This is a genomic window from Nocardia uniformis NBRC 13702 (assembly GCF_001613345.1).
GTDB classification, from domain to species: domain Bacteria; phylum Actinomycetota; class Actinomycetes; order Mycobacteriales; family Mycobacteriaceae; genus Nocardia; species Nocardia uniformis.
The window spans coordinates 1-12,846 of the sequence record NZ_BDCE01000055.1 but is presented as its reverse complement, the minus strand read 5'-3'; the positions used below and the strand labels follow the sequence as shown (position 1 = coordinate 12,846).

Genomic DNA, 12,846 nt, shown 5'->3' with positions numbered 1-12,846 from the left:
GGATTGCTCCGGCCCCGGTCACTGCCCGAAGGATGGCACAATTGCTGATGTGAGGGTCCAAACTGAGTAGCCCGATAACGGTTCTATCCGATGGATTAGCAGCACTACGAACGTAGGTCGAACTCGCCGTTCCCGGCGCCCTTCATGAATGCGTCCCATTCGTCCGCGTTGAATACCAACCCCCTGGGCGGCACCGGTCGAGATGACAACTGCAGTCGTATCGGCGGTGCGGGTCAGGTCGGGTCGCTCGGACGGACTTGTCGGACTGTCCGAGTAGCATCCGCCGCTATGCAGCCTGCCACTGCGGTCGTCGCGGACATCGTCGCGGGTATCTCTCCCTACGATGATCTCGAACACCGCCATATCGCAATGACGTTGGACTGGCTCGAGACGACCGATGACATCTTCCGGCGAGCCACACCGGCGACCCCGTCACAACATCTGGTTGCCTATGTGGTGCTGGTCGACCCTGACGCGCGCGGTGTGTATCTCGGGCGGCACCGGATGGCAGGGCTGCATCTTCCGATGGGCGGGCATGTCGAGCCCGGCGAGCATCCGTTGACAGCGGCCCGGCGCGAAGCCGGCGAGGAACTCGGTATCGATCCCGTGCTCGACGTGGTGGGAGAGGAACCGTTGTTTCTCACCAGGACCACCACCGTCGGGCGGACCGCGGGTCATGTCGATGTCTCACTGTGGCATGTGGTCCGGGGCGATCGTGCCCGCCAGTACCCGCTCGACCCCGCGGAGTTCGACGGTGGCCGGTGGTGGGATCTCGACCCGTACGGGCTGCCTGAGACCGATCCCCACCTGCCTCGATTCGTGCGCAAGCTCGACAGCGTGCTGCAGCCGGAGGCCCACGTGTGAGTGTCCTCGTCGTGATTCGCGGTAACTCCGGCTCCGGCAAATCGACGGTCTCCCGGGCGGTGCAGCAACGGTTTCCGCGCGCCTCCTGCCTTGTCGTCTCGCAGGATACAGTCAGACGGCACATGCTGCGGGAACTCGATACCCCCACCGCAGTCAATGGCGATCTCATCGAGCACATCGCCGCTTTCGGCCTGGCTCATGGCCTGATCGTGATCGTGGAAGGCATCCTTGATGCCGACCGCTACGGCCGCATGCTCGAACGACTGACCGCTTCCGCAGCGCATGTGCTGCACTACTGCTTCGATCTCTCGTTCGAAGAAACCCTCCGTCGACATGCCGGCCGGGCCCAGTCTCAGGAGTTCACGCCCGAACAGATGGCGCAGTGGTACCACGGATGGCAGCCGCTGCTGTTCGTCGACGAAGTCCGCATCGACGCCACTTGGAGCCTGGAGGCCGTCGTCGACCGGATCGACCGTGACATCCGTGGTGCCTGGGCGCTCACCCGTCCGCCGGTCACTACACCCTGACTGAGGGCGGTGCTATCCCTGGTATCAATGTGTTTCACCAGATCGTCGCCGTCGGTGGCATGGGTGTCCATCGTGACCAGCGGCACCGCCGCTGCCGCCGGAGCGCACGTTCTATCGGCTGGTGGCGCGTCTGGCGTGCGTGGCCGGCTGTCGGCTCGGTTCGGTGACCGGCTCCTTGTCGGTGGCCCTCTCACCAGCGTTTGCTCGCTTACTTGAAGGGATCGAAGATCCCCAGCGGAATCACCTTCGCCACCGAGCCCACCTGCACCATGCCTCCTATAGGTCGAAAGGAATTGCTGCACCATCGTATCCGCGCTCACCGACACCATCGTGTGGGCGCGGCGGGGCCCGGTGGGGCGCTCTATGCGGGCTTCGTTGGCGGTACGCGGCCGAGCCTGTTGCTCTCGGATTCGGTGGATTCCGGTACTCACGTAACTGGAGTCGGGGGCCACGGCGTGGTGAGGATATTGGCCGGTTTGGTGCTCGGATCAGCGTCCCAGTCAAAGATGGGAGCGGGTGGTCCCCACTGTCGGGGTTGATCGAAAGTAACGGGACTGGACCCGAAATCTGCGTGGCGGAAGGAGACCACCGCATCCGTGGTCCCAGCTGCTGCAAATTCCACGTTGTCGAACGTGGCGGGGCCGGAAAACGTCGTCTCGCTGAAGAGGGCGGTGCCGGAGAACGTCGTCTCGACGAACCTGGCGGGGCCGGAAAACGTCGTCTCGATGAACCAGGCGGTGTCAGAGAGCGTTGCCTTGTCGAAATCAGCGGTGTCGGAGAACGTCGCCCAGACGAACCCGGCCCTGCCGGAGAACGTCGCGTCGCCGAACTCGGCACTGCCGGAGAACGTCGCCCCGCCGAACTCGGCCCTGCCGGAGAACGTCGCGCAGTCGAAATCAGCGGTGTCGGAGAACGTCGCTCCGCTGAACCTGGCGGGGCCGGAAAACGTCGCCTTGACGAACCAGGCGGTGCCAGAGAACGTCGCCTCGCTGAAAGTGGCACTGCCGGAGAACGTCGCCCCGCTGAAATTGGCGGGGCCGGAGAACGTCGCGCTCTCGAACCAAGTGTGACCGGACAACGCCACATTACGGAAGTCGAATTCTTCGAGGTGGGCGGCGGTGAAGTCGAAATCGTGGGTCGACCAACTGTTGTCGTGCTCACGCAGATGTGCGGCGATTACACGGACGATGGTTTGGCGGACGACCTTGTCGTTCTGCCGGTACTCGGTGTGTTCTTCCTGCTCTACCTCGACATCTCGACTCACCGCGTCGCGCTGGACTACGTTCTTTGTCACCAGTTTCGTGCGCCCGGAGCCGCCGTGGGCGGCGTCGTAGGGCAAGCGCAAGTAGCCGCACAGGACATCGATGCACTGTTGGCGTCGGTCACCGGCTGATTCGTCGGCGACGACGGCCATGGCGTACACGCCCGCGATCCGGACCGCGGTGTAAGGGGAGCCGAGCTGGGTGGCGGCCGCGCCGAATCGCTCGATGAACCGCGCCGATTCCAGATCGCGTTGACGGCGGTAGGCCACGACCAGAGCGACCGCACCACCCACACCACCGGCCACCACGAGCGCGACCTTGGTGATATCCAGCGGTGCGGCCGGTTCATCCTTGGTGCCCAGTACCACCACCGCGACCCATCCCGCGCCCGCAGCGATGGCCAAACCTCCGGCCACGGCCAGGATCACCGCGACCAGCAGCGGTATCCGCCCCACCGCCGCCCGGGTGCGGCGCAGGACTGTCCGAGTGCGGAGCATGATCCCCATGACCGGTCATTGTGCGCCGGCGACGACTATCACTACACCAGAACGGGTGCGGTATCGCTGGCGAGGCACGGATCGACTATCTGGTGGGGTAGGTCTTGACGGTCGGGACGCCCTGGGCCGCCTGGTGTTTCGGATGACCGGCCCAGCCATTTGCTGACCGTCGCCGCGGAGACACCGATCGCCTTGTATCCCGAGGTCCTCATCGGATTGAACGCTTCACCACTGCATCGGGGCGACGAGATATGGCGCGGCGGCGTTCTTGTGCGAGCGCTCTCGCCCCGCTCCATGCGTTAGTGTCCGCGCTGACCGGGGGTTCGCCGACTTTGCTTGCCGTAGGCGATTTGGCGAGGGCAGCTGTGCGTTCCGTCTTCGGTGGTGTCTCGCGACCCGCCGAAGTGTTGTGGCTCGCTGATTTCGGTGGTTCGCCGGGCGGTGTACTTGTGGGTTTAGCTGTGTCAGTTCCGAATTCGTGTTGATACTGCTCATGTCGTACGGCGATGCTGCCCGCCGGTGCCACCGACTGCCAGCAGTGTGGGTCGCAGTCGAAGCACAGGTCCTTTCCCCTGTCCGATAGTTGTCGGTATTCGCCGCAGCTACGGCACCAGCTATTCAGGTCGATCGTTTCATGGCGCGGTGGTGCTGCGGTCTCGGCATCGGGAGTGGTGTGGGTTTTGACCCAGGCGGAGATGATGGGGCGTGCGTGCTGGTCCGCGTAGCGCCATTCCTGCCGGAAGAGGCCTCGGGAGTCGGTGTGGAAGTGTTCGGCGAGGTAGTCCAGCCGGGCGTGGACCTGGTCGGTGAGGGTGTGTCCTGCCGGTAGTTCGGGGAGTCCGGGTCGGCCGAGGCTTCGGCATTCGTCGCACAGGCCGTCAACGCCACGACCGAGCTGGACTCGTTCGGTGAAGTCGTCGATCGCGGGGCGTTCGAGTCGGCACGACACACACAGGCTGGTGGAGATGTGGATGACAGCGGCCTGGTCGTAGTCATGGGGGTCTGAATCCGGTTCCGGGGGATCGGTGCCGGGGTCGTCACGCTCGGCTCGGGTCAGGGACTTCTCGTAGTCGTGGATGATCTTGGTGTTGGGGGTGCGCACTCGTTCGCTCGGCTCGATGCGTTTGCCCGGATCAACGCGTTGATCAACTTTGCTCGCCCAGGTCGTGGTCGTCTGCGCTGGTTTTGGCGGCTCCGGGATGTACTGGCGTTCCCCGGGTTTCGAGACACAGGCTTCTATGAGGGGCCGGAATTGTTCGTTGTCGCGCCACAGTTTCCGTAGTTTGGTCCGCGCCACGGTGTCGGTCTTGAAGCGCAAGGTGTTGGCGATTTCCACGATCATGGCCCATGTCGCATCGTCACTGCCCTTTTGTAGTTGGCGCACTTGCTGTTTGGCCATGCGCAGGTTTTTGGCCTGGACCAGGATGCGGATCGCGCGGATGGCCTCGGGCGGGTCGTGCCGCTGTGGTATCGGGTTGCTCATGTGAGGTACTCCTTTCCGCGGTCAAAGCCGTCGACGGTGGTGGTGAGCGGAGGGTTTCGGTGGTTGTCTGCGTTTGCGCTGCGGAACCGATGGCTTCGCCGGCGCGGGCTGTTCCACTGCTGATGTGTCGCTTGGGGTGGCGTGACGGGTGAAGCCGCCGCGCTGCGGTGGCCGAGATGTGGGTGCGGAGTGTCCGTGCTGTCGTGTCAGCGTGTAGGGCACGCCGGCGCGGATGGCGTCGCGCAGTTGTTGCACGCAGCTCAGGTTCTGCTCGAGGGTGTGGAGCTCAATGTCGAAAGCGCGGAGCTGGTCGATGATGTTCTCCGGCACCGCCCCACCAGTGCCGGCGACGTGCCGATCGGGCGTGGTCGGTAGATCGGCACAGGTGGGGTAGGCGTGGGGTGGGGTGTCGTAGGTGAGGGTGCGGTCATCGGACGCGGTGTGTGCGTGCTGGATGTACCAGTGGTCGTCGTCGAATCCGATGGTGGTGATCCGGTTTCGCTGTGCCGGGTCGATGTAGGTGAGGCGCAGTCCTTCGGCGGTGAGACGATCGAGCTGGTGCTGGGCGTCGGCGACGGCGTCGTCGAACCAGGTGCTGATCTGTGGAGCGGTGCTCCATTCGATGGGGCGGTCGCGCACGCTGCGCCGGATGTTTTCCAGGTGCTTTTCGATGGCGTCTGTGTTCGCTCGGGTGGCGGGACTTTGCAGACCTGTACGGTCGCCGTAGTCGACAATCGCGGCGCGGAGGTCGTCAGCGCGTAGCCGGAGTTCGAATCGATGTCCGATCGTCCACGGGTTGCGCTGTTCGAGCAGGGTGTCGCGGTAGGAGTCACAGAGCGCGTCGTAGCGCAGTTCGTCGAGCCAGGAATGTGCGCTGGACTCTACGGGAGTCGGTGTGGTGCATAGGAGGTCGTCGATTCGGTGGAGCTGCTCAGCGAGTTCTGCCGCGGTCAGGCCCGTACCGGTCATCAGGGGCCGTGACGCGGCACCGCTGCCCGGGTCCGGGCCGGTGATGGTGATATCGACAATGGTGTTGGGGTCGGTGTCGCCTGCTTGCGCGATGAGCCATTGCCGTGCCGCCGACCAACTCCGCAGGGACTCCCATATCGTGCCGTCGGCGGAGCTGCGGTAACTGGTGACGTATCCGTAGGTGTAGTCGATGTGATCGGGTGTCGGCGCGAAGGCGAAACCCATGTCGGTGCGCCGGGATTCGACCAGTTCGCCCGCTACCAGCAGATTGCGGACCTGCAGGGGGCTGGCCAGGTCCGTGGTGCCGGTATGTACGAAGTCGTCGGCGATGCGGTGAAGCGCCTGTTGCATGGCCTGGGGGTCTGCTTCCCAGCGTTGTGCCGCGGTGACCAGGTGGTCCCAATGCTCTTTCCATGGCGATGGCGCGGTCGTCCACCGGCGGGCGATGGCATCGATATCGCGGGTGAGCTGCAGCTGTTCGGTGTCGGAGACGACCGCCCACAGCTGCAGGCCGGTCATGGTGTGGTACTGGCGGAAGTCGTTGCGCAGTGCGTACTCGTCGAACCGTTCGTTGGTGCTGCGGGGGGTATCGGCCATGGCGGGGCCTCCTTATCGTCGGATGGGTTGTGGGCCTCCTGGGTGTTGCGGGCGGTGGTCGATGCTTGGTGCGGTCTGGTTGTGTTCGTGCGGTGAGTGGCCGGTGGAATGCGGGGCATCGCGTCGACGGAGGTGTTCCAAATCCACTGCGTTACAGGTAGGTCGGGATCGGCCGGTTGCGGCGGTCCGCTGCTTGTGGCACAGGTGAGGTAGCAGGCGGTGGGCGGGTCGGTGTCGGTGAGGATCAGTGAGGCGAGTGGAGTGCTGGGCGGCTGGTTGTAGCGCAGCGTTTTGGTGAACCGGCGGCGATGGGCGATCAGGCCGGTGATGAGGGTGTGCTCGAAGACCGACTCGATCGGGATCCAGTCGGCGCTCACACTCATCAGCGCGATGCGGTCGGCGACGGCGACTCCGGCTCGGGTGATGCCGAAGGTCAGTAAGGCGAGGAGCTTGGTGTCGGGAAGGGCTTGCCGCAGTGCGAGTTCGGTGCCGAAGGTGTGCCATAGGGCCGCGACGGTGTCCGCTTCGACGATGAACGGGCAGTCGGGGGCGTGTTTGATGATCAGTTTGTGGCGTCCGAACCGTGCAGGGGTCAGGTTCTTGACCTCGCCGAGCCCGAGCATGAGCCGTTGTTTGGTGCCCGGGCCGACAAGGGGCGCGAACGCTGCGAGGCGGCGGGCGGCGATCTCGTATTTGTTTGCGACGGTGAATGGTTCGGGCAGCCAGAGCAGCTCCGATAGTTCGCTGGTCTTCGTCCGTTTCGTTTCCGCGGCCCAGTAGACGTGCCGTCGGATAGTGGACCAGTTCCGGCGCCCCGACATGGCAGGTACCCAGCGGACGAAGCCGGAATCGTCCCAGAGAAGGTGAAGTAGCGCGCGGAGCGTGAGCTTGGTTTCGTCGACGTGCTCGCCGGTGTCGGTATCGGTGGTGCGATCGCTGTTTCTGACGGATGTCCTCGAGGGATGGTGGGTCAGGGGGAACCCGAGGGTGAGGCGGGTCAGTCCCGTGTTGGGTTGTTCGCGGATCGCGGTGCCGATCAGTGGCGCCAATCCAGTCAGTTCCGCGGGCGGCGCGTAGGACGAGCAGCCCGGCGCGTGGTGGGGTCCCGTGCCTGGCATCCGTTTGAGCACGTATCGTCCGCCGACACGTGCGACGTACATGTCGACACCACCGGTTTCGCTTGCGCTGCACAAACATCGAGGCCGCTGGGACCGGCTGCGATGTGCCGTGGCCAGCAGCGGTTGCAGATAGTCGTCGCCGATGCGTGCTCGGTCGATGACCTGATCGTCGATGGCGTACATTGCCTCTCACCTCCCTGCCGCAGGCTCGCCGCCGTGCGGGGTTCGGGCGAGTTGTTCGGCGAGGTAGTCGTCCACACCGGCATGCACGGGCTGGGCATGGCTCTCGTAGCGGCAGTGGTGCGGACGGCACGCGGAGAAATCGCTTATGCGGGTGAGGCGTTCGATCGTTGGCCACAACCATTGAGTGTGCCAGGCGGTCATATCCTCGCGTGGCAGCTCGACGCCGTCGGGAGCGCACCAGTACGCGGCGGTGTGGGCGGCCATCAGGGCGGTCAACTCCTCGACGACCGATTCATGCCGGTACCAGCACGCCGGTACGCGAGAGCCGAGCTGATAGCGACGGCGAAGCCACGCCGTCCAGTCGATCAGGTCCGCCCACAACCGTGCCGCCTGCCGCTGGTCGAGGTCGCGCCAGCTGTAGCGGCACGGGAGTAGCTGCAAGGGTGGCCGCGATGTTTCCTGATCCTGTTGTGCTGGTTCATCATTCATCGTTGTCCTCCGTCCCGACTGCGCCGTGCAGGGTGGGTGGTCTGCGTCCGGTCACGATGTCGTCGAACACGCGGATGGAGCGGTTCACCGCCGCGTGCCAGGGCTGGTGTTCCCAGACGCTGGGCAGTCGCAGCACCATGGCCGGGGCGTTGCGGTAGATCAGCAACCCTTGATCGGTGGCCAGTTCCCGGATCTCGTCGGTGCGCAGCACGGTGTCGTCGTGCAGGGCGTAGCTGCGTGAGCCGTCGTGCAGGGTGGCTTCCCAGCGTCGGCGTTCACCGATCAGCCGCGATATCGCCGACAGTTCGTCGACGCCGCGCAGGCCCGGGAGGATGAGCATGGCGGGCGCGGATTGCGACAACACTTTGCCGCCCTCGGTGCCCCACCGCAGTTCGTTCTGGTCCTGGTTGTGCGCGAAGGCCCACATGTTGATGCCTTTGCCGCCGGAGTCGGTCATGATCTGCGGCAGGTCCGGGATCGGCGCGACGTTGTTCATCTCGTCGAGGACCAACCGCACCGGCGGATCGAGCCGCTTACCCGGCGCGCGTTGAGAGGCGCGGTCGGCGACGTAGTGGACCTCGGCGGCCAGCGCTGCCACGAAGGGCGCCATGGACCGTGAGGTGCCCTTGGACACCAGATACAGGGTGTTCGCCCCGGACAGCACGAAGTCGGCGACATCGAAGGACTTCTCGATCGGTACGTCGACCGCCGCCAGCAGGGTCGGGGAGGCCAGGGGTTCGAGCAGCCGCGCGGCGGCGGCGAGCACGTCATCGCTGGATTCGCTTGCCGAGGACTGGATTTGGTCGAGTTCACTGGCCCAATCGGGCAGGGTGTCAGCGAGGATGTCGACCGCGGTGTGGTTGGTGCGCGCGGAAACCCACACGCGCACTTCACGGATGGACAACCCGCGCAGTGCCGCGGCGTGTAGGCAGCAGCGCAGCATGGTCGCGGCCTTCTGCTCGAAATAGGCACCATTGCGCGTGCCCTCGAGGGGCATGGCGCGGGCAAGGGCGTCGGCGCGGCGGATGGCGGTGTCGGGGTCTGCGCAGCCGGTCAGGATGGACCAGGCGATGCTGTTCGGCCAGCCGGTGAGATGTTCGGGGTCGAACACCGCTACCCGCCCGCGGGCCGCGCGTTCGGTCAGGGTGGCCGCGACCAGGTCGGCTTTGGTGGTGGTCGCGAGCACGAAGCCGGGTGCGTCGATGACGCGCTGCCAGGCCACGCGCCAGGTTTTGCCCGCACCGGTGGGGCCGTGCACGATCACCCCGTCGCGGTGCTGCAACCACACATGTCGACGCGGCTGATCAGCGAGCACTCCGATGTCCACCGCCAGCGGTGATGTCGGCTCTCGCTGCCGCCCAATATGTTTCACCTGCGCCACCGCCAGCGAAAACGGTGTCGTCGCGGCCTGCATCCGGCCAGCTGCGGGTATTCGCGGGCAGCCTTGTGCACGGCGGCGCGGTGATCAAGACCGATGACCCGCAGATCAGTCACGCTGGCTAGCCCGTCTCGGCGACGAGGCCGAATACCGCGATCGATGAGGTTGCCTGTAGCGGCGATCCCCGCGCACCACAACCCGGAAATCAGGACGAAGCAGGTCCACGTCAGCCATGCCGGCCCTGGTCGCGGGTCGTTCGGCCACGCGGCGGCCGGATCGGCGGGATAGGCCGCGAGTCGGGCCAGCGTGGCCGACATATGCTCGGGGGCAACGATTCCCACGCCGTGCCCGCTGAGTGCCCCGGAGACGGCACCGCCACCGAACACTCCGACAACGATTGTGCTGAGGGTGTAGCCGGCCAGCAGCATGCCCGCGGGGAGCAGTGGTTCCCGATGTCCGGGGGTGGGGATCCGCTGTCCCGAGTTCATTGTGCTTCCCCAGTCTCGAGTGAGGTGCGGGCGAGATCGCTGATCGACAGTGCCCCAGCCTCCCCTGTGATTGCGGCGTCGGTATCGGTGAGTGCTGCCTCGAACGGTGACCGGATGTGCGTGACCAAGATCGGGTCCCGGGATCCGATCTTGACCAGCGCCTGCCCGCGTCCCAGCCGCATCAGTGTGTCCTCGGTACCGGTGGGCAGTCGGTACATGCGTACGGTCTCGGCAGCGTCGTCGGCGCGCGCTTGCCCGAACATCACCACGATCGATGCTTCGCCCATCAACGCGCGCGCGGGGGAGTCCAGGGGTGTGTCGGCAGGATGATGGAATGCACTGATTGTCGAAAGCGCCAGGCCGCGAGACAGTTTCGAGTTCGATCGGAAGACTTCGCCGGTGGATCCCACCGCGACGTGCCAGCCTTCCTCGACGACGAGGATCGTTTGTTCGTGGACCGCCGAGCGGGCAGCGAGTTTGTTGGCCAGCCAGGTGTTGGCGGTGGTCATCACCACCCGCAGCGCGGGGCCGTCGGTCGGCAACGCGGAAAGGTCCATATGGACCAGCGGATGGGTCTCGAGCGCGTCGCGCACCGCCGGGCTGGTGGGCTCATCGACCAGGCCGCGCAGGTCCCGGTCGGCTAGGCGCAGCAACGCCAGCCCGGGTTCGAGTCCCCATTCCAATGCGCGTTCGTTCCAGCGCTGCCCAAATCCACACCCGTCGTCGGGATGCGGATCGAGCAGACGCATCGCCAACTCCCGGATCACCGGATCACGGCCCTGGGCACGAGCCTCGGCGTTGACCAGGGTCAATCCCGCACCGACTGCGGCCTTCTCCTTCTCGTCGAGGTCCCGGGCCATGGCATCGGTGAGCACGGCCAGGACCAGAGCTTCCTGTCCGGCGGGTACCACCCCGTCGATCCCGCCACGACGCTCGCCGCCGGCACTGATCGCCGGATCGAGCAAATTGAGCCGTGCTCCGGAGCCGCCGGTTCGGAACCGGATGCTCTCGGCGCCGAGTGCTTGCGCCAGCGGGGTGTATTCCCCGCGCCCGGCTTGGGGTTTCTTGTCCAGCACTACGACTTGGCGGCCCGCGACGAGCTGGCGTAGCACGCATACGGTTTTGATCCATGAGGATTTCCCGCGCCCGATGTCGCCGATGACGCACACGTTGATGCCGGAAGTTTCCGCACCGTAGGCGGCGAAGGCGTCGACGATCTCCAGTTCTCCGGAGATGGTGTTCAGGCCGGCGAGGACACCGTCTTGGCGTACCCGGCGACGGCTCGTGGCCAGGTTCCACGCCTCGGCCTGGCGCGTGGTGCTCCACGCGCCTTCGCTGCGTGGCTCGTACCAGCCGTACCGATCCAGCCATCGCGAACGCCGTGGTGACCGGCGTCGGCTCAACTGTGGTTCTGCGGTGGGTGTTTCGCGCTCGGTTCCGCTATCGCCCGACGTGGTTCGGCGCGCCCTGGTCCTGTGGGGTCGTAGCAGCATGCGAGCACCTCCTGGTCTCTATCGGGTGTACGGGGTCGCGGCCAGCCCCCGCGCCAGCGGCAGGGTGGTGAACATCGCGACATCGTGATCGCCTACGCACCAGTCGATTTCGGTGATCGCGGATTCGCCCGCGGCTTCGGTGACGCGCAGACACGCACGGTCGAGGTCGTCGGGGTCGCGGCCGGTGACGGCAATGGACGCGGCGTAGATGACACCGTGATGCCCGGAGCCGGGCATGAGGTCTTGGCGTCGGCGTTCGGAGGCGTCAGCGAGGACCTCGGTGCTGCCGTCGTCGAGTTTGCCCTTCTCGCGTTCCTTGGCTTTGCGTGCCTGGTCCGCGGTGACGTCCCCTTTGGCGGCGGCACGGGCGCGGTCGGCGGGCACGAAATCCAGACGCACGCTCAAGGTGCGGATCGTCGGCATCGGCGCGATGTCATCGTCACCGGGGTCGGCGTCTACGCCGGTGAGTAACGGTGCCAGCCACAGTGGGCCCAGCGCCACGGGTTCGATCGCACGCGGCCGGATATGACCGACTCGAGTCCACCACCGTGTCTCTGTGCCGACGGCCACGCAGTTGCGGCCACCGATGTAGCTGGGCCAGCAGGTGTTCCACGTGGCATTGCGGTGCCGGTCTATCGGGAAACGCGGGTCCAGCAGGGCGCGGATGACCGCGCACACGCGGCGTTCGCCGAGGACATCGACTCGCCCCATCCCTGCCATCGCCAAAAGTCGTGTGGCGCGTTCGGTTTCGTCGCGCACCACCTGAGCGATGCCACCGGTGATAGGCGCGTCTTTCGCGCGGGCCTGGCGCGCGGTGTCGGCCATAAACGCCTCGGTCTGCGGGAATCGCAGCACCACAAAGGTGCGATGCTCCTCGGCGAGCGGGGTGAGGGTGTCGATGAGCGTGCCGTAGGACTCGACGGCGGGCAGCAGCCGGGCGTCGTGCAGGCGTTTCACGCGGGTGTGCGCCCAACGGCTATGGCGGGTCATGTCGTGCGGGACGCTGCGATGGAGCACCTGCAGCCCGCGTACATGGGAGCTGGTGCGTGCCATCTGCGCCAAGAATGATCCGAATGCCGCGGACATCGCCGCGTAGGCGGCGTCGCCGCGCAATCCATCGGCGAGTCCGTCGACCGCAGTGACCACCGAATAGTAGGGGCGCTCACCGGGATTGGCGGTGCGCAAGATGAACATTTCATCCAAGCCGGTGCCGGCTACCGACAGGGGTGCGGTGTTGCCCAGCGGTGGCGGGAATTCCCAGCCTGGATCCAGGCCCGGGTCACCATGGGCGGGATCGTCCGGATTGCGATAGGTGTGTTCCCCGCGGCGGCGTCTGCTCCAGTTCCGCAGATCGTGTGCGCGGCGCGCGGCGAGGGAAGGTTTATCGCGCCATTCCATGGTGGTGGCGAACACTGCGGCCAACAGTGTCAGTGCGGTGGCGATGGTCCAGGCTTGTCCGCCGCCGAGCAGGTAGATCGCCAGGGCCGCAGCGATACTG

General features: G+C 65.8%; 11 protein-coding genes. 2 read left to right on the top strand and 9 right to left on the bottom strand.

Annotated features, from left to right (window positions below; translation table 11 throughout):
- Positions 1-288: 288 nt before the first annotated feature.
- A complete protein-coding gene (locus NU1_RS18970) occupies positions 289-864 on the top strand; it encodes an NUDIX domain-containing protein (RefSeq protein WP_067523127.1) in 576 nt (191 codons plus the stop codon).
- A complete protein-coding gene (locus NU1_RS18965) occupies positions 861-1,391 on the top strand; it encodes an AAA family ATPase (protein ID WP_067523126.1) in 531 nt (176 codons plus the stop codon). The genes NU1_RS18970 and NU1_RS18965 overlap by 4 nt, the downstream gene beginning before the upstream one ends.
- Positions 1,392-1,818: 427 nt before the next feature.
- Here NU1_RS18965 and NU1_RS18960 read toward each other — a convergent pair whose 3' ends face one another.
- The 9 genes from NU1_RS18960 to NU1_RS42285 form a co-directional block, all read right to left on the bottom strand.
- Positions 1,819-3,159, bottom strand: a complete 1,341-nt coding sequence (locus NU1_RS18960) for a pentapeptide repeat-containing protein (RefSeq protein ID WP_084521582.1) — start codon at positions 3,157-3,159, stop codon at positions 1,819-1,821.
- 199 nt (positions 3,160-3,358) lie between these two features.
- Positions 3,359-4,633 (bottom strand): hypothetical protein, encoded by a 1,275-nt coding sequence (locus NU1_RS18955; protein WP_067523125.1) that lies wholly within the window; start codon positions 4,631-4,633, stop codon positions 3,359-3,361.
- A gap of 21 nt (positions 4,634-4,654) precedes the next feature.
- Entirely contained in the window at positions 4,655-6,199 is a 1,545-nt protein-coding gene (locus tag NU1_RS18950; RefSeq protein WP_067523124.1) for a hypothetical protein, read from the bottom strand.
- Positions 6,118-7,500, bottom strand: coding sequence for a DUF1173 family protein (locus NU1_RS18945; protein ID WP_067523123.1), 1,383 nt, complete (start codon positions 7,498-7,500; stop codon positions 6,118-6,120). Before NU1_RS18945 ends, NU1_RS18950 begins: the two co-directional genes overlap by 82 nt.
- Before the next feature lie 6 nt (positions 7,501-7,506).
- The gene (locus NU1_RS18940) at positions 7,507-7,989 is read right to left on the bottom strand and encodes a hypothetical protein (protein ID WP_067523122.1); all 483 of its coding nucleotides are present in this window, start codon (positions 7,987-7,989) and stop codon (positions 7,507-7,509) included.
- Entirely contained in the window at positions 7,982-9,361 is a 1,380-nt protein-coding gene (locus tag NU1_RS18935) for a type IV secretory system conjugative DNA transfer family protein (RefSeq protein ID WP_169815095.1), read from the bottom strand. The genes NU1_RS18940 and NU1_RS18935 overlap by 8 nt, the downstream gene beginning before the upstream one ends.
- Complete coding sequence (locus NU1_RS18930) at positions 9,358-9,855, bottom strand: hypothetical protein (RefSeq protein ID WP_067523120.1); 498 nt, start codon at positions 9,853-9,855, stop codon at positions 9,358-9,360. Before NU1_RS18930 ends, NU1_RS18935 begins: the two co-directional genes overlap by 4 nt.
- A complete protein-coding gene (locus NU1_RS18925) occupies positions 9,852-11,348 on the bottom strand; it encodes a putative type IV secretion/conjugal transfer ATPase (protein ID WP_174565941.1) in 1,497 nt (498 codons plus the stop codon). Before NU1_RS18925 ends, NU1_RS18930 begins: the two co-directional genes overlap by 4 nt.
- A gap of 18 nt (positions 11,349-11,366) precedes the next feature.
- A partial coding sequence (locus NU1_RS42285; protein ID WP_067523118.1) for an SCO6880 family protein occupies positions 11,367-12,846 on the bottom strand: 1,480 nt, incomplete at its 5' end.